The organism is Streptomyces sp. CC53 (genome assembly GCF_001865245.1).
GTDB lineage: Bacteria > Actinomycetota > Actinomycetes > Streptomycetales > Streptomycetaceae > Streptomyces.
In genome coordinates this window covers 43,311-60,030 of record NZ_MKXB01000105.1, presented here as the reverse complement: position 1 = coordinate 60,030, position 16,720 = coordinate 43,311, and the positions used below count along the sequence as shown (strand labels likewise).

The following is a 16,720-nucleotide window of genomic DNA, read 5'->3' as shown; positions in this document are numbered from 1 at the left end:
GCCCCCAGCCTAGGCCCGTGGGCCGCCGGGGGCGCCGCGGGTGTGCGGCGCGCGGGGTGGGCGGTCAGGCTGCGCGGACGTGTTCGCCGGGCGGCGGGGTGATGTGGGGGCACGGCCGGGCGGGCCGGGGGCGTCGGCGGCGCAGGGGGCGGGGCGGTGTGAGGTCCACGAAGCCTTCGGCCTGCATGGCGGCGAGGCCGATCCGGGGGAGGTCGCCGGTGCGGCGGTAGACGACGAAGCGGGGTTCCCAGCGGGGCTGGAACTTGGCGTTGAACTTGTAGAGCGACTCGATCTGGAACCAGCGGGAGAGGAAGACGAGCAGGCCGCGCCAGACGCGCAGGACGGGCCCGGCGCCGAGCTTCTCGCCGCGGGCGAGGGCGGAGCGGAACATCGCGAAGTTGAGGGAGACCCGTTCGACGCCGAGCTGGGGGGCTGCCTGGAGGGCGGCGACGATCAGGAGCTCGTTCATGCCGGGGTCGGCGGTGCGGTCGCGGCGCATGAGTTCGAGGGACATGCCGTCGTCGCCCCAGGGGACGAAGTGGATGACGGCTTTGAGGTCGCCGTAGGGGGAGGTGCCGGTGTGTTCGTCCGTCTTGTGGGCGGTGGCGATGACGGCGTCGCCGTCCTGGGGGTCGCCGATGCGGCCCAGGGCCATGGAGAAGCCGCGTTCGGTGGTGGTGCCGCGCCAGTCGGCGGCGGCCTGCCGGATGTGTTCCATCTCGGTGTCGGGGATGTCGCGGGCGCGTCGGACGCGGGTGTGGTAGCCGTTGCGTTCGATGCGCTTGACCATCTGGCGTACGTTGCGCATGGCGCGGCCGGCGAGGGAGAAGCCAGGGACGTCGACGACTGCTTCGTCGCCGAGCTCCAGGGCGTCGAGGCCGGTTTCGCGGGTCCAGACGTGGCCGCCGGTCTCCGAGCAGCCCATGACGGCGGGGGTCCAGGAGTGGGCCTTGGCCTCGTCCATGAAGCGTTCGATGGCGCCGGGCCAGGCTTCGACGTCGCCGATGGGGTCTCCGCTGGCGAGCATGACGCCGGAGACGACGCGGTAGGTGACGGCGGCCTTGCCGCTGGGGGAGAAGACGACGGCCTTGTCGCGGCGGAGCGCGAAGTGGCCGAGGGAGTCGCGGCCGCCGTGTCGGGCGAGGAGGTCGCGCAGGCGTGCCTCGTCGTCCTCGGTGAGCCTGGCGACGGGGTGTTCGGGGCGGAAGGCGAGGTAGACGGTGGTGATGGCGGTGAGGAGGCCGAGGGCGCCGAGGGAGTAGCCGACGGTCCAGGAGACGCTGCCGCCGTAGGAGACGGGGCCTTCGACGCCGAAGAGGCCGAGGAGCACGTGGGTGAGGCGGTCGGTGAGGCCGGGGTCGCCGATGACCTTGCCGGGGTGTGCGCTGACGATGACGAGGCCGAGGCCGATGGAGCCGGCGCCCATGAGGACGAAGTTGGCGAGGGCCCGCCATCGGCTGCGCGGGTCGGGCAGGGCGGCGAACTCCTTGCGGTGCTGGAGCAGCAGGGCCAGCAGGGCGAGGGAGAAGAGGGCGCCGAGGACCGAGTGGCGGTAGGTGAACTGGGCCGCGGCCCCGATCGGCAGGAGGACGACGGCGGCCCGCCAGGCGCGCCGCTTGTGGCGCTTGAGGCCGTGGGCGAGGAGGAGCAGCAGGACGCCGACGCTGACGGAGAGGGCCGCTGAGAGCGGTCCGAGGGTGCCGGGGAGGAATTCGACGAGGTCGTGGATGCGGCTGGCGCGGAATCGGGGGAACACACCGGCCGCGATGTCGACGAGGCCGATGAACGTGCAGGCCGTGCCGACGATCGCGGGCACCTTCTCGGGGCGGGGGCCCCGCAGGATCCGGCGCATGCGAGGCGGAACCGATCCTGATTTATCCCCATCTTGCGTGACAGACATGGCTTCCCGTGGCTCTGCGAGAGGTCGTGGCGTCCCTGGCGTCCGGGAGCCGCTCGGTGCGGCTCCGGTGCGGGACGACCGGACGGTGTGCGCCCTCTAGGACGACGCGTCCGCGGCCCGGGTTCATCGGCCCGCCGGAAAAATCTCGCCCTCCCCCGATTCGACAGGAAAGCTTGGACGACGCATGGGTCTCACCAGCAACAAGGTTCTGGCGCTGGCCGCTGTGGTGGCCGTGGCGCTGTTCGCGGTGACGGTGTGGCTGTGGCCGCGGCTGTCGGGGCGCGGTTGGCGGGTGCTGCTGGGCAGGGTGGGGCTCCTGGTGGCCACGCAACTGTCGCTGTTCGCGGCGGTGGGGCTGGCGGCGAACAACTACTTCCTGTTCTACGGGTCGTGGGCCGATCTGTTCGGTCAGGAGCAGGAGATGGGGGTGGTCGTGGATCACTCGGCGGGTAGCAGAAACGTCACTGTGCTGGAGCGGCGGGGCCTTGAGGTGCCGGGCGGGCAGCGGCCGGAGATCGGCGGGGAGATCCAGAAGGTGGTCGTCTCCGGCGAGAGGTCGGGGATCGACAGTCCCGCCTACGTCTATCTGCCGCCCGAGTACTTCCTGCCGGAGAACGCGAAGCGGACCTTCCCGGCGGCGGTGGTGCTGACGGGGTATCCGGGTACGGCCGAGAACCTGCTGAAGGGGCTGCGCTACCCGCGTACCGCGTACGAGCAGGTCAAGGCCGGGAAGATGCAGCCGATGGTGCTGGTGATGCTGCGGCCCACCGTGGCGCCGCCGCGGGACACGGAGTGCGTGGACGTGCCGGGCGGGCCGCAGACGGAGACGTACTTCGCGAAGGACCTGCCGAAGGCGGTGTCGGAGGCGTACCGGGTCGGCAGCGCGCCGCGGAACTGGGGCTTCATCGGGAACTCGACGGGCGGTTACTGCGCGCTGAAGATCGCGCTGCACCACCCGGAGCAGTTCGCGGCCGGTGCGGGCCTGTCCGCGTACTACAAGGCGGCCGAGGACGTGACGACGGGTGATCTGTTCCGCGGCGACGACGCGCTGCGCAAGCGGGCGGACCTGCTGTGGAGCCTGGAGAACGTGCCGTTGGGGAAGTCGTCCTTCCTCGTCGCGTCGTCGCGGCAGGGCGAGGGGAACTTGAAGGGGACGCTGGAGTTCGTCGAGAGGGTGAAGTCCCCCGCCAGGGTCTCGTCGATCATGCTGGACAGCGGGGGACACAACTTCGGCACGTGGAACCGGGAGATCCCGCCGGCGCTGGTGTGGATGAGCGGCCGCCTCAGCGCGGCGTGACGGCGGCGGCTTCGGCGCGCACGGAGTCGCGCAGCGCTTCGTGCAGCCGCTCGGGCGTGAGGACGCCGAGGTAGCGCCCGCCGTCCCCGCCGTCCGGGTTCCGGTCCTCCGGGTCCGGTGCGACGACGGCGACCCAGCCCGCGTCGTCCTGGAGCAGCGCCGACAGCGCGTCCTTCAGGGAGGCACCGAGCGGAACGCGGGCCGCCGTGGGGTGGGCGCGGTCGCGTACGCCGCCCGCGGCGCCCGCGCTGCCCGCGGGGAGCCAGCCGTACGGGTGTCCCGCCGCGTCCAGCACCACGGCCGGTCCGTCGTCCGGCGCGGTCGTCAGCGGGTCGTCCAGGCCCACGGTGGGCGGCTGCTCCAGATGGGCCTCGCGTACGGGGGTGACGGCGAGCCGCTTGAGGGCGCGGTCGGCGCCGACGAACTCGGCGACGTAGGGGGTGGCGGGGGCGCCGAGGACGGTGGCGGGGGTGTCGAGCTGCTCGATGCGGCCCTGTCCGTAGACGGCCATGCGGTCGCCGAGCCGGACGGCTTCCTCCAGGTCGTGGGTGACGAACAGCACCGTCTTGCGCATCCGGGACTGGAGCCGGAGGAACTCGCTCTGCAGCCGCTCCCGGACGACGGGGTCGACGGCGCCGAACGGCTCGTCCATCAGCAGGACGGGCGGGTCGGCGGCGAGCGCGCGGGCCACGCCGATGCGCTGGCGCTGGCCGCCGGACAGCTGGTCGGGGTAGCGGTCGCCGTAGGTGGCGGGGTCCAGGCCGACCAGGTCGAGCAGTTCGGCGGCGCGGGCACGGGCCTTGGCCCTGCCGGTGCCGAGGAGGCGCGGGACGGTCGCGGTGTTCTCCAGGACGGTGCGGTGGGGGAAGAGTCCCACCTGCTGGATGACGTAGCCGATGCGGCGCCGCAGCTCGACGGGGTCGGTGTCGGCGATGTCCCGGTCGGCGACGCGGATGCGGCCGGATGTGGGCTCGACGAGGCGGTTGACCATCTTCATGGTGGTGGTCTTGCCGCAGCCGGACGGGCCGACGAGGGTGACGAGTTCGCCTTCGGCGACCTCGAAGGTCAGGTCGTCGACGGCACGTGTGCCGTCCGGGTAGAGCTTGGTGACGTTCTCGAACCGGATCATTGTTCCCCCTTGTGGCCCTCGGTGACCTGTGGTGAGGCTGGGGCCTATGGTGCCTCTTCGGGGCGTCGGGCGGTGCATGTCAGTGCCGGGGCGTAGGGTCGTTGCGGGTCGAACACTGCTGCGAAGGAGGGGCGGGTGACGCCCTGTCCGTCGTCACGCCGGGGGAGGTGGGGGAGCCATGAGCGGTGCGGGATGGGCGGCCGTCGCCGGTGACGGCGCGGCCGGCGCCGCGGCCGGCGGCGGATGCCTCGCGGCCAACGACTGGATCTGCGGGGAGTACGTGCGCTCCCGCGCACCGGAGCTGCTGGAGGCGACAGGCCAGCATGTGTGGATCACGGTCGTGTCGGTGCTCATCGGGGTCGCCGTGGCGTTCCCGCTGGCGTTGCTCGTGCGGGCGCGGCCCGCGTTCGCCGGGCCGGTGCTGGGCCTGACGACGCTGCTGTACGCGGTGCCGTCGCTGGCGATGTTCTCGCTGTTGCTTCCGGTGTTCGGGCTGTCCGCGGCGCTGGTCGTGACGGGTCTGGTGCTGTACTCGCTGACGATCCTGGTCCGGAACATCCTGGCGGGTCTTGCGGCGGTGCCGCAGGAGACGAGGGAGGCCGCCCGGGGGATGGGCTACGGACCCGGCCGGCTGCTGTGGGAGGTCGAACTGCCGCTCGCACTGCCCGCGCTGATGGCGGGGGTGCGGATGGCGACGGTGTCGACCGTGGCCCTGACGACGGTGGGCGCCCTGGTGGACCACGGCGGCCTCGGGACGCTGATCATGGGCGGTCTGCAGAGCAACTTCAAGGCGCAGGTGCTGACCGCGTCCTTGCTGTGCGTGCTGCTGGCCGTCACCGCCGACGTGCTGCTGCTGGGGGTGCAGCGGCTGCTCACGCCGTGGGCGCGGAGCACGGGGCGGGCGGGCCGGCCGCGGGGTCGGGCGGGCTTGCGGGCGCGGGCGGGGGAGGCGGGCTAGGGCGATGGGTGTGGTGCTGGACGCGCTGGGATGGCTGGGCACGGGGGCCAACTGGCAGGGCGAGTCGGGCGTGTGGCACAGGCTCGGTGAGCACCTGTGGTTCAGCGGCGTGTGCCTGCTGCTGTCGTGCCTGATCGCGCTTCCGCTCGCGTTCTGGCTGGGGCACGTCGGCCGGGGCGGGGCCCTGGCGGTGAACGTGTCGAACGTGGGGCGCGCGGTGCCGACGCTCGCGGTGCTGGTGCTGCTGACGCTGACCCCGCTGGGGCGGTACGGGGGCGTCCCCACGATCGTCGCGCTGGTGCTGTTCGCGGTGCCGCCGCTGCTGACCAACGCGTACCTGGGAGTGCGCGAGGTGGACCGTGCGGTGGTGGAGGCGGCCCGCGGCATGGGCATGTCCGGGGGGCAGTTGTTCCGTACCGTCGAGCTGCCGCTCGCCCTGCCGCTGGTGCTGACGGGGCTGCGGCTGGCGGCCGTGCAGGTCGTCGCGACCGCCACGCTGGCGGCCATGGCCGGGGAGGGCGGTCTCGGCCGGATCATCACCGCGGGTTTCCACACGTACGACACCGCGCAGGTGTTCGCGGGGGCCCTGCTGGTCGGCGCGCTGGCGCTGCTGGTGGAGGGGGCGCTGGCCGGTGTGAGCCGGGCGCTCGTGGGCCATGGACCGAAGAGACGGAGAAGACGATGATGCCGAGGAACAACAGGGGTACGCGGACCGCCGGTGCCGCGGCCGGCGCGCTGGTGCTGACCGCCGTGCTGGGTGCGTGCGGCGGCGAGAGCCTGGAGGAGAGCGGCGGCGGATCGTCGCGGTCCGGCAAGGAGCTGGTGGTGGGCTCCGCGGGCTTCACCGAGTCCAAGGTGCTCGCGGAGCTCTACGCGCAGGTGCTGGCGGACGCCGGGTACCGGACGACCATCAGAACGGTGGAGAACCGGGAGCTGTACGCACCGTCGCTGGAGAAGGGCGAGATCGACGTCGTACCGGAATACGCGGCTACGCTTGCGGAATTCCTCAACGCGAAGACGAACGGCCCTGAGGCACCCCAGGAGAAGCCCGTCGCGTCCAGCGATGTGGCGGCCACCGTGGCCGCCCTGGAGAAGCTGGCGGAGCCGCGCGGACTGAAGGTGCTCCCGGCGGGCGAGGCGGTCGACCAGAACGCTTTCGCGGTGACCCGGGAATTCGCCGACAAGAACCGTCTGAAGACGCTTTCCGACCTCGGCCGGTCCGAGATCAAGGTGAAGATCGCCGCCGGTGACGAGTGCACCGTGCGGCCGTTCTGCGCGCCGGGGCTGAAGTCGGTGTACGGAATCGACGTGGCGGGCGTGGACCCCAAGGGCGTCGGCACGCCGCAGGCCAAGCAGGCGGTGAAGGACGGCATCGACCAGCTCGTGCTGACCACGACCACCGACGCCACGCTCGATGCCTTCGGCCTGGTGCTGCTGGAGGACGACAAGAAGCTGCAGAACGCGGACAACGTGCTGCCGGTCGTCAACGCGCGCGACGCGGGCTCCGCGGAGATCGCCGCCGCCCTCGCCAAGGTCACCGAAGCGCTGACGACGGCGGATCTGGTGGAGTTGAACAGGAAGGTGGACGCGGAGCGGGCCAAGCCCGCCGACGCGGCGAAGAACTACCTGGTCGAGAAGGGGCTGATCCGGAAGTAGCGGCACCCGCGCGAACTGCTGCGCGAGCATGACCGAGTGGGGTGGCCGACGGGGAAACGGAACGCGTGGGCAAAACATTGCCGGGCCGACACCCCAGAGACCCCCTACGCACGGTAAATTTCAGGCCATGCCACGTGGACGCCACCGCCATTCCCCTCCTCTGCACCGGCTCCTTCCGCCCACCGCGGTGGCCGGAGCATCCGTTCTGTGCGCCGGAGGGGCCTGGCTCCTGGCCGACCCCCTGGTGCTCCGCCTGCTGGTCGCCGCCGCGGCCGCCGCGGCCGTCACCGGCGCGGTGCTCATGCGCAACTGGGACCGCACCGCGGGCCGCCGGGTCGCGGACCTCACCCGGGCCCGCGCCAGCGACGAGTGGCGCACCGAGGAGCGCATAGCCGAGCTGGAGGCCGACCTGGAGGAGGCCCGCGAGCTGCGGGCCAAGCTCGACGCGAAGCTGCGCGCCAAGCGCGTCGAGCTCGCCAAGCTGCGCAACGAGCACGCCGGACTGCTGCGCCGCTACGCCACCGCGGAGACCGAGCGGGCCAGCGCTCTCGAAGGCCGCCGCCAACTGGCTCTCGGAACCACCGGCGACGCAGACGCGGTCCCCGGCTCCGCCGAGCCGGGGGCGGCGGCCGGGGCCACCGGCGCCGAACTCGTCGTCGCGACCACCGCGCCCACGCCCGGCGACTACCTGCGCGCGGCCCGGGCCCTGCAGAACCTCACCCGCAACGCCGCCGCGCAGGAGGCCCGCCGTATCGCGGAGGCGGCGCTGCGCAAGGCTCCCGGTTCCTCGGCCTCGGCCGCGTCCGCGATGCGGCACGTGCCCGCGGCGGCTGCCATCGTGCCGCCGACGCCGCAGCGCCGCCCGGCGCCCCGCCCCGAGGGCAGCTTCGACTTCTTCGGCATGGAAGGCGAGAAGGCGCTGCGCAAGCAGGGCGGCGGCAAGCAGCTCACGGCGAAGCAGCCCGCCCCCGCCATCGAGGCGGTGCAGCAGGAGGACCTGGCCGACGTCGTGGGCGAGGAGGCGCTCGCCGAGGCGGAGAACCAGGCGGAGGAGCCGGCGGAGACCCGGGCGGAGGACCCGGCTGGGGCGCGGGCGGAGGACCCGGCGGAGCCCCGGGGCGAGGAGCGGCCGGAGGGCCGGCCGCAGCCGGTCAGGCCGCGCGGCGCCGACCACGCCGTCGGTGAGGTCATCGACCTCACCGCGCACGACGAGACGGAGCAGATCGACGTGATGGGCCTGCGGAACGCCGTCAGCTCCTGACGGGCGGGGACGCGGCCGCTGTGAGGGCCGGGGCGCCGTGCGCCCCGGCCCTCACTTGTCGATGTCGCCCACGACGAAGAAGAACGAGCCCAGGATCGCGACCATGTCCGACACCAGCGTGCCCGGCAGCAGCTCGGTCAGCACCTGGACGTTGTTGTACGACGCCGAGCGCAGCTTCAGCCGGTAGGGCGTCTTCTCGCCCTTCGACACCAGGTAGTAGCCGTTGATGCCGAGGGGGTTCTCGGTCCAGGCGTACGTGTGGCCCTCGGGTGCCTTCAGCACCTTCGGCAGCCGCTGGTTCACCGGTCCCGGCGGCAGCTCCGCGAGCCGGTCCAGGCAGGCCGCGGCCAGCTCCAGCGCGTTGTGCGTCTGCTCCAGCAGGCACTCGAACCGCGCCAGGCAGTCGCCCTCCTGCCGGGTGACCACCTTCAGGACGTCCGCCAGCTCCCCGTACGCGAGGTACGGCTCGTCGCGCCGCAGGTCGAAGTCGACGCCGGACGCCCGCGCGATCGGCCCGCTCACCCCGTACGCGTGGGCCAGCTCCCCCGACAGGACGCCCACGCCCCGCGTGCGGCCCCGGAAGATCTCGTTGCCGAGGACCAGCCGGTCGTACACGTCCATCCGGGAGGAGACGGAGGCGACGGCCTCGCGGGCGCGGCCGAGCCAGCCCGCCGGAAGGTCCTCCTTCAGCCCGCCCACCCGGTTGAACATGTAGTGCATCCGGCCGCCGGAGACCTCCTCCATCACATGCTGGAGCTCCTCCCGTTCCCGGAAGGCGTGGAAGATCGGCGTGATGCCGCCCAGCTCCAGCGGATAGGAGCCCAGGAACATCAGGTGGTTCAGGACCCGGTTCAGCTCCGCCAGCAGCGTCCGCAGCCACACGGCCCGTTCCGGGACCTCCATGCCGAGCATCCGCTCGACGGCCATGACGACGCCCAGCTCGTTCGAGAACGCCGACAGCCAGTCGTGCCGGTTGGCCAGCATCACGATCTGCCGGTAGTCACGGGCCTCGAACAGCTTCTCCGCACCCCGGTGCATGTAGCCGACCACCGGCTCGGCGTGCTGGATCAGCTCGCCGTCCAGGACCAGGCGCAGCCGCAGCACCCCGTGCGTGGACGGGTGCTGGGGGCCGATGTTCAACACCATGTCGGTGCTCTCGGCGGCACCTCCGATGCCGACCGTGGTCTCCCTGGGCCGAGGGGCCTGCGTCTGCGTCATGCCGGACAGTATCCCCCTCCCGGCACCCGCTGGAGCAGCCAGGTGAAGTCGCCCAGCCCGCCGCGGGCGGTCAGCTCGGCGGCCTCTCCGGCGGCGGCCAGCGCCCGGACGTAGCCGGCCGGGTCACGGGAGGCGAGGGCCAGCGGCGGGCGCCCACCCGACACGCCCAGCCGGTGCAGGGCCTCCCGCTGGCTGGTCAGCTCGGCCGCCGCCCCGGGGACCGCGGCCGCCGCCGCGCACGCGTCCAGCGCCACGTGCGCGGTGATGTCGCAGCTGCCGTCCGGCACCGGCGCCACCTCACGTCCCTCCCGGAACCCGGTCAGCGTCCCGTACGGAGGCCGCGCCTCCGCCCGGTGGGCGTAGTCCACGGCGACCGCGAGCCCGGCGGCCAGCGTGCCGACGGCGGCCGCCCACGCCTCGTCGCGGGGCCACCCGATCTCGGCCCGCGTCCCCGGCTCGCGCAACGGCCACCAGCGCTCCAGCCACCGGGCGTCCGCCCCCGTCACCGGCGCTCCCAGCCGCTCGCTGCCGTCCTCCCGCACGTCGACGCGGCGCGCGGTGCCGGACGCGTCGGCCTGGGCGACGTCGACGGGCACGTTGTCCAGCCACTCGTTGGCGAACAGCAGCCCCCGCACCCCCTTAGGCGGGGCGTCCGTCCATTCCACCCGCGGGTCCAGCCCCTCCGGGCGGGCCGCCCGCTCCACGGCGTACGCCCGCACCCGCAGCCCCGCCGGCACGGCCGCCAGCACCCCCGCCACCAGCTCGCCCCGGCCCGCGCCCATGTCGACGAACGCGACCTCGTCCGTGCCGAGCTCCCGCGCCGTGCGCTCCAGGAGCCGGGCGACGGCGGAGGAGAAGAGGGGAGAGGCGTGCACGGACGTACGGAAGTGGCCCGCGGGGCCCTCGGGACGCAGATAGAAGCCGCCGGGCCCGTACAGCGCGGCTCCAGCGGCCTCGCGCCACCCGCGCCAGGCCCCGGCCCGGCCCGACGCCCCGTGCGGTGCAGGGTGCCGGGGTGGGGCTGATGTCCCCTGGTGCAGGCGGTGCGGGAGTGGGGCCGGTGAGCTGTCGGGGCTCGGGGTGGGCACTGGTGCACCGTCGGGTGCGGGGTCCGGGCACGGGCTGGGAAGCGGTGCACCGTCGGGTGCGGGGTCCCGGCCCGGGTCCGGTGTCGCGTCCGTCTCATCCGTCACGCGCCCAGTGTCCACCTTGGGGAGTAGGGCGGTTTCCCCTGGATCGCACTCCCGGTTGACCCGGGCACCTGTCCGCCTTCCCTACGCTGGGTTACGTGCAGCGCCTCTACGACTTCCTTCGCCGGCACCCGACGGGCGTCGACAGCTTCTGGGCCGTGATGCTCCTCGGCCTCGCCGCGGTGTCCATGTCCGGCATGTCGGGGAACCTCGCAGTCAACGTCGTCATCGTGCTGCTGCTCTGCCTCGTCGTGGCACTGCGCCGCCGGGCCCCCCGGCAGATGCTGCTCCTCACGGCGGCCGTGGGGGTCGCGCAGCTCGCCCTCGACGTGCATGTCAACCCGGCCGACTTCGCGATGCTCGTCATCATCTACACGGTGGCCGCCGACGACGGGCCGCGCTGGGCCTCGCGGTTCGCGCTGGCCGGCGGGGTGGTGGCCGCGCCGCTGGCGGGGCTGCGCTGGCCGGGCCCGGACCTGTCGCCGCTCGGCGTGGTGGCGTTCACCGTGTTCATGACCGTGCCGTTCGTGCTGGCCTGGGTGCTCGGCGACTCGATGCGCACCCGGCGCGCGTACTTCGCGCAGCTGGAGGAGCGGGCGGCCCGACTGGAACGGGAACGGGAAGCCCAGGCCAAGGTCGCCGTCGCCGCCGAGCGGGCCCGCATCGCCCGGGAACTCCACGACGTCGTCGCCCACAACGTGTCCGTCATGGTCGTGCAGGCCGACGGCGCCGCGTACGTCATGGACGCCGCACCCGACCAGGCCCGGCAGGCCCTGGAGACCATCTCCTCCACCGGTCGGCAGGCCCTCGCGGAGATGCGCAGGCTGCTCGGCATCCTGCGCACCGGCGAGCACGAGGAGGCCGGCGAGTACGTGCCGCAGCCCGACGTCGGGCAGATCGAGGACCTGGTGGAGCAGGTCCGCACCGCGGGGCTCCCCGTCGACTTCAAGGTCGAGGGCAGCCCCAGGCCCCTGCCGAGCGGCGTCGAGCTCACCGCCTACCGCATCGTGCAGGAGGCGCTCACCAACACCCGCAAGCACGGCGGCCCCGACGCCGGCGCCAGCGTCCGGCTGATGTACTTCGACGACGGGCTCGGCCTGCTCGTCGAGGACGACGGCCGCGGCGCGGCCCAGGAGATGTACGAGGACGGCGGTGCTGACGGCAGCGGCCACGGCCTCATCGGTATGCGCGAACGCGTCGGCATGGTGGGCGGCACGCTCGACGCGGGGCCCCGCCCGGGCGGCGGGTTCCGGATCAGCGCCCTGCTGCCCCTGAAGCCCGCCCCGTGAGCACCCCCGTGCGCCACGCCCCGACCCCTCGAGGAATGAGACCCCATGACGATCCGTCTGATGCTGGTCGACGACCAGGTGCTGCTCCGTACCGGCTTCCGCATGGTGCTCGCCGCCCAACCGGACATGGAGGTCGTCGCGGAGGCGGGCGACGGCGTGGAGGCCTTGCAGGTGCTGCGGTCCACACCGGTCGACGTGGTCCTCATGGACGTCCGCATGCCGAAGCTGGACGGCGTGGAGACCACCCGCCGCATCTGCTCGGCGCCGGGCGCCCCGCGCGTACTCATCCTCACGACGTTCGACCTGGACGAGTACGCGTTCTCCGGGCTGAAGGCCGGCGCGAGCGGCTTCATGCTCAAAGACGTGCCGCCCCACGAGCTGCTGGCCGCCATCCGGGCCGTGCACAGCGGGGACGCGGTCGTGGCGCCGTCGACGACGCGGCGGCTGCTGGACCGCTTCTCGTCGATGCTGCCGACCGCCGGCAGCGGGCAGCCGCAGCACAGGGCGCTGGACCGGCTCACGGACCGCGAACGTGAGGTCATGCTGCTGGTGGCCCAAGGGCTGTCGAACGGCGAGATCGCCGCGCGGCTCGTCCTGTCCGAGGCCACTGTCAAGACCCATGTGGGGCGCATCCTCACCAAGCTGGAGCTGCGCGACCGGGTGCAGGTCGTCGTCCTCGCCTACGAGACCGGCCTGGTCCGCGCGGGCGGCGGCCCCCGGCCCTGACATGCTGATCTGGCTCAACGGCCCCTGCGGCGGCGGCAAGACGCAGACCGCGTACGAGCGGGGGTGTGGGGTGCAGGGTGCGGTACCTGTGTGACCGGCGGCGTGGGCGGTGGCGGGCGGCGAGGTGCCGCTGCGGCGCGTGGGGATGGGCCGGGGCCCTGAGGTGCGAGGCCGGGGCTTGCGGGCCGGGGCGACGGTCGGCGGTACCGCGTTGGGCGGCGGGCACCGGCGGCCGGGGCCGGGTGCCGGTGGCTCGGCGTCGTCGGGGGCGGTTTCGGCGAGGCCCTGCACAGGGGTCCTTGAGACGCCCTTGGGCACGTGCGGCGTGGGTGTGCGGTGTGGTCGGGCGTGGCCGGACGGCCCCGGCGACCCTGGCGGTCGAAGGGGCAGGGACCGCAAGCCGGGGGAGCGCTCCGTGCGGCCGCGCGGGCTGCTCCTCGGCCGGCCGCGGTCGGTGAAGCCGTGCCGGTCCTCGGCCCGAGGTCACCGCAGGACGGTTTCCAGGAAGTCCCCGCCGATGCGGGCGACCGCCGCCACGTCGAGCTGGTGGAGCACGTAGCGGCCGCGGCGCCGGACCGTCACGAGGTCCGCCTTCTTCAGCACCGACAGGTGCCGGGACACCTCCGGGGACGTGATCCCGTAGATGCCGGCCAGCTCGCTCGTCGTGTACGAACCGCGCGCCAACTGTCGGCACAGCCGCATCCGCAGGGGGTGGGCCAGCGCCTCCATGCGCCGCTGCAGCAGCTCCACGGAAGCGGCGCCGGGCACCCCCGGCACCCCGACCGGGTAGTGCACGACGGGTCGCCAGCGCGGCGCGTGCAGCACCAGCAGGTGCGGCCAGCCGAACCGGGACGGCACGAACAGCACCCCGGGCCCGAGCTCGGAGTCCACGGCCGAGGTGTGGCCCTGCGCCATCTTGTCCACGCGGATCCGTCGGCGCCCGTCTTCCTCGGCGACCGCCACCGCCGGTGACACCGCCCGCACCGCCTCGTCCACCCCCGTGCGGCGCAGCAGCGCGCTCTTCTCCCGGGCGTCGGCGGCCAGTGTCGGCTGGACGCGGCGCCACGTGTCCGCGAAGAACGCCTCGTCGCAGTCCTCGAACAGCCGCCGCAGCCACGCCCGCACGCCACTCGGATCATCCAGCAGCCGACGGGTGAACTCCAGCTGCCGTGGTCCCCGTCCTGCAGCCAGCTCCAGCGCGCGGGCCGGCCGACACACCTCGTCCGTGACCCGGGCCACGGAGCAGCTGAACTCCAGGGCGGCCGCGACGAACCGCTCCTCGTCGAGCCGGTCCAGCAGGTCCAGCTCCTCCGCGAGCGTGGTACCGGGCTGCCCGTCTCCGCCGCGGAGACCGGCGTACGGCAAGAACACGTCCGACAGCGAACCCGTCCACAGGAAGTTCGCCTCGTGGAGCCGGTCGGCCAGGTCCGGCTTCAACCCTGACGCGGTGGCCGTCGCCCATCCGTGCAGCCCCGGGTGATGGGCCGGCTCTGCCAACGCGTGCAGGGCGGCGGCCAGCTCCGCCAGCGGGGAGAGGGCGAACACGATGCGCTCTGCCGGCAGGCCCGTGATGTCTATGGTCACGCTCACGTACTCATCCTGCGGTACCTCCCTTCGCCCCTTCCGCCCGCTTGACGATCTCCGTCAATCCCCGCTCCTCAGCTCGACCACCTCTCCGCCCCTCTGCCCGACCGCATGACCGCATGACCATCGGACACAGCACCGCCAGAACCAACCACTGACCAACGACCAACTGGCTTTGTCTGCCAGAACCGGTTCTGGTCCACTTTCCGTAGAAGGATGACGCTCAGTACCGGCGGGAGTGTCGGTAGGACGGTCGACAATGCCGGACATGGCAGATCTCAGTCCGGTGCCCCGGATCATCAACTCGGTGGCACGAGAGGTCCTGAAGCCGCTCGGCCTTGCCCAGCGTGGGCGGTCGCGGCTGTGGATTGATGATCACGGGTGGTGGCTCGGGGTTGTGGAGTTCCCCCCGCCACGTACTGCCGGCAGCGGTCTGCACGTCGGTGCGATGTGGCTGTGGCACGACGTGGACCACCTGGCCTTTCACGCGGACGCAGTCCGAGTCAGCCCCGAGCGGTTCCGCACCGAGGACCAGTTCACGCCACTGGCAGTCGAACTCGGCCGACAGGCGGTTGCGAGCGTGACCGCGCTGAGGGAGAAGTTCCCGGCTCTGCCAGAGGTCGCCCGATACCTGACATCCAGGCCGGTGCGGCGGGGACTCCTCTGGGACAGCTTCGACTCGGGGATCGCAGCCGCCCTGGCCGGGGATCCGGACACGGCCCGCGATCACTTCGAGCGCATCCTTCGAGAGGACCCGCTGGCGCCGTGGATGGCCGAAGCTCAGAGGAGGGCACGTGAGCTTCACATGGTCGCGCCAGATCGCGACGCCGTGACTGCCAGCGCCGCTCGGGCCGTCGACTCATGCCGGAGCAAGCTGGGCCTGGATCCTGCCGCTCCTGATCAGCTGAACGGACCCGCTCGTTGAACAGCAGAGCAGCGGTCAGGCCAGCAGGCCGCCGTCTCCCCTGCACCGCCCGCCGCGGACGGGCGATGCAGGGGCAGACCCCTGTACCACCGTGGCCGCCTCGCCGTGTCCGCCGCACGCCCACGGCTCTCGCCGTGTCCGCCGCCTCACCGGCGCCGCCCCAGCGAGGCCGCCGCACCACCACACCGCTGCTCCGACGAGCCGCCGAGCTGATGTCCGAAGCTGCCAGACCCGCCGCAAGGCGAGTCGGCGGTCATACCTCCTGGGCCACTCCTCTCTGCGTCACCTCCCGCACGAACCCCATGAACCTCTCCGCAGCCCCCTTCACGTCGTCCGTCGTCCACTCCAGGCCCGGTGCCGTCACCGACACCTCGGTGAAGGCGACGCCGGGCGGGCCGGCGGGGCCGCCGCCGAACCAGCGGTGGAACAGCGTCACCCCCGTCTGCTCCGACTGACGCAGCGCCGCCTCCGACAGGACATCCGGCGGGTACGGCAGCCACACGCAGAACTCGTGGGTGTGCGGCCGCTCCGGCTGAAGCCGGAGCCACGGCGCCCCGCCGGCCTCCAGGCCCTCGCGCAGTGCCTCCGCCACCACCGCGGCCCGCGCGACGTACTCCGGCAGCCGGGGCAGCTCCCGTGCCAGTCCCACGAGCGCGGCCAGCACCGCCGGGTGCTGCTGGAACACCGAGCCGCCGTAGCGGTGCCGCCACGCCCGCGCCTCGTCCACGAACGACTCGGGCCCCACCAGCGCCGCCCCGGACAGTCCGCCCAGCGACTTGTAGAACGACACGTACACGCTGTCCGCGAGCCCCGCGATCTCGCTCAGTCCCCGTCCGAAGTGGGTCGTGGTCTCCCACAGCCGTGCACCGTCGAAGTGCACCAGCGCATCCCGCTCCCGTGCGGCCTCCACCACCTCCACCAACTCGTCCCAGTCCGGCAGGACGAAACCCGCGTCCCGCAGCGGCAGCTCCAGCATCAGCGTGCCGAACGGTTCGTCGAGGCCCCGCACCTCCTTCGCCGTCGGCACCCGCGGCTCTCGGGTCGGATGCACCGTGCGAAGCCCGCTCACCACGCTCAGTGCGTCCCGCTCGTGCACCTCCGGATGCGCCATCGGGTGCAGCGCCACCACCGGGTTACCGCTCCGGCCGGCCCAGCACCGCAGCGCCACCTGCTGCGCCATCGTTCCCGTCGGGAAGAACACCGCCGCCGGGAAGCCGAGCAGCTCCGCCACCCGCCGCTCCAACTCCGCGACGATCCCGTCCCCGTACAGGTCGACGGACCCGCCCAGGTCGTACACCTCCTCGCCGTCGTGCGCCAGCTCCGTCAGCCGCTCCCGCAGCGTCCTCTCACCCGGTTTCCGCGACAGCGCCCGGCCGGCACCCCGCCACGCCGCCAGCCTGCGCCGCGGGTCGTCGCCCTGGCTCTCACCTCCCCCCTCCTGCTCCGCGCCCCCGTGTTCCACGGGACCGCGGCCGCGCTCCTCGTGCCGGCCGCCGCCGGGCCGCACGTCGTCCTCCGGCTTCGAGCCCTCCGCCATTGCACCAGTCATGCGGGAATCATCGCCGTGCCGTTTCCACAGGGGCACGC

14 protein-coding genes are annotated in these 16,720 nt (G+C 73.0%); 8 read left to right on the top strand and 6 right to left on the bottom strand.

Features of this window, described 5'->3' with window-relative positions; translation table 11 throughout:
* Positions 1 to 64: 64 nt before the first annotated feature.
* Complete coding sequence (locus tag BJP40_RS09970; RefSeq protein ID WP_071280058.1) at positions 65 to 1,900, bottom strand: phosphatidylglycerol lysyltransferase domain-containing protein; 1,836 nt, start codon at positions 1,898 to 1,900, stop codon at positions 65 to 67.
* A gap of 184 nt (positions 1,901 to 2,084) precedes the next feature.
* Here BJP40_RS09970 and BJP40_RS09965 point away from each other — a divergent pair, with 184 nt between their 5' ends.
* Entirely contained in the window at positions 2,085 to 3,197 is a 1,113-nt protein-coding gene (locus tag BJP40_RS09965; RefSeq protein ID WP_071280057.1) for an esterase family protein, read from the top strand.
* Here BJP40_RS09965 and BJP40_RS09960 read toward each other — a convergent pair.
* Entirely contained in the window at positions 3,184 to 4,326 is a 1,143-nt protein-coding gene (locus BJP40_RS09960; protein WP_071280056.1) for an ABC transporter ATP-binding protein, read from the bottom strand. The two genes, BJP40_RS09965 and BJP40_RS09960, sit on opposite strands and share 14 nt — an antisense overlap.
* Before the next feature lie 178 nt (positions 4,327 to 4,504).
* On the opposite strand from BJP40_RS09960, the gene BJP40_RS09955 reads away from it, so the two are divergent.
* The 4 genes from BJP40_RS09955 (at position 4,505) to BJP40_RS09940 (ending at position 8,201) form a co-directional block, all read left to right on the top strand.
* Complete coding sequence (locus BJP40_RS09955; protein WP_071280055.1) at positions 4,505 to 5,284, top strand: ABC transporter permease; 780 nt, start codon at positions 4,505 to 4,507, stop codon at positions 5,282 to 5,284.
* A gap of 4 nt (positions 5,285 to 5,288) precedes the next feature.
* Positions 5,289 to 5,969: an ABC transporter permease gene (locus BJP40_RS09950; protein WP_071268124.1), complete on the top strand. Its 681-nt coding sequence runs from the start codon at positions 5,289 to 5,291 to the stop codon at positions 5,967 to 5,969.
* The gene (locus BJP40_RS09945; protein ID WP_071280054.1) at positions 5,966 to 6,940 is read left to right on the top strand and encodes an ABC transporter substrate-binding protein; all 975 of its coding nucleotides are present in this window, start codon (positions 5,966 to 5,968) and stop codon (positions 6,938 to 6,940) included. The genes BJP40_RS09950 and BJP40_RS09945 overlap by 4 nt, the downstream gene beginning before the upstream one ends.
* A gap of 127 nt (positions 6,941 to 7,067) precedes the next feature.
* The gene (locus BJP40_RS09940; protein ID WP_079171053.1) at positions 7,068 to 8,201 is read left to right on the top strand and encodes a hypothetical protein; all 1,134 of its coding nucleotides are present in this window, start codon (positions 7,068 to 7,070) and stop codon (positions 8,199 to 8,201) included.
* Positions 8,202 to 8,252: 51 nt separating this feature from the next.
* On the opposite strand, the gene BJP40_RS09935 is transcribed toward BJP40_RS09940, so the two are convergent.
* Both BJP40_RS09935 and BJP40_RS09930 read right to left on the bottom strand, forming a co-directional pair.
* Positions 8,253 to 9,419 (bottom strand): NADH-quinone oxidoreductase subunit D, encoded by a 1,167-nt coding sequence (locus tag BJP40_RS09935; protein WP_071280053.1) that lies wholly within the window; start codon positions 9,417 to 9,419, stop codon positions 8,253 to 8,255.
* Positions 9,416 to 10,357, bottom strand: coding sequence for an SAM-dependent methyltransferase (locus BJP40_RS09930; protein WP_071280084.1), 942 nt, complete (start codon positions 10,355 to 10,357; stop codon positions 9,416 to 9,418). Before BJP40_RS09930 ends, BJP40_RS09935 begins: the two co-directional genes overlap by 4 nt.
* A gap of 350 nt (positions 10,358 to 10,707) precedes the next feature.
* On the opposite strand from BJP40_RS09930, the gene BJP40_RS09925 reads away from it, so the two are divergent.
* Positions 10,708 to 11,898 carry a sensor histidine kinase gene (locus tag BJP40_RS09925; RefSeq protein WP_071280052.1) on the top strand — a complete coding sequence of 397 codons (1,191 nt, stop codon included), beginning with the start codon at positions 10,708 to 10,710 and terminating at the stop codon, positions 11,896 to 11,898.
* Between the two features lie 45 nt (positions 11,899 to 11,943).
* Positions 11,944 to 12,624, top strand: coding sequence for a response regulator transcription factor (locus BJP40_RS09920; protein ID WP_071280051.1), 681 nt, complete (start codon positions 11,944 to 11,946; stop codon positions 12,622 to 12,624).
* 483 nt (positions 12,625 to 13,107) lie between these two features.
* On the opposite strand, the gene BJP40_RS09915 is transcribed toward BJP40_RS09920, so the two are convergent.
* Positions 13,108 to 14,208: a DUF5937 family protein gene (locus BJP40_RS09915; protein ID WP_079171058.1), complete on the bottom strand. Its 1,101-nt coding sequence runs from the start codon at positions 14,206 to 14,208 to the stop codon at positions 13,108 to 13,110.
* Positions 14,209 to 14,476: 268 nt separating this feature from the next.
* Between BJP40_RS09915 and BJP40_RS09910 the strand changes: the two genes are divergently transcribed.
* Positions 14,477 to 15,133, top strand: a complete 657-nt coding sequence (locus BJP40_RS09910) for a hypothetical protein (RefSeq protein ID WP_143065929.1) — start codon at positions 14,477 to 14,479, stop codon at positions 15,131 to 15,133.
* Positions 15,134 to 15,386: 253 nt separating this feature from the next.
* Here the strand turns inward: BJP40_RS09910 and BJP40_RS09905 are convergent, their stop codons facing one another.
* On the bottom strand, positions 15,387 to 16,682 hold the full coding sequence (locus BJP40_RS09905; RefSeq protein WP_226962523.1) for a low specificity L-threonine aldolase: 1,296 nt from the start codon (positions 16,680 to 16,682) through the stop codon (positions 15,387 to 15,389).
* Between the last annotated feature and the right edge of the window lie 38 nt (positions 16,683 to 16,720).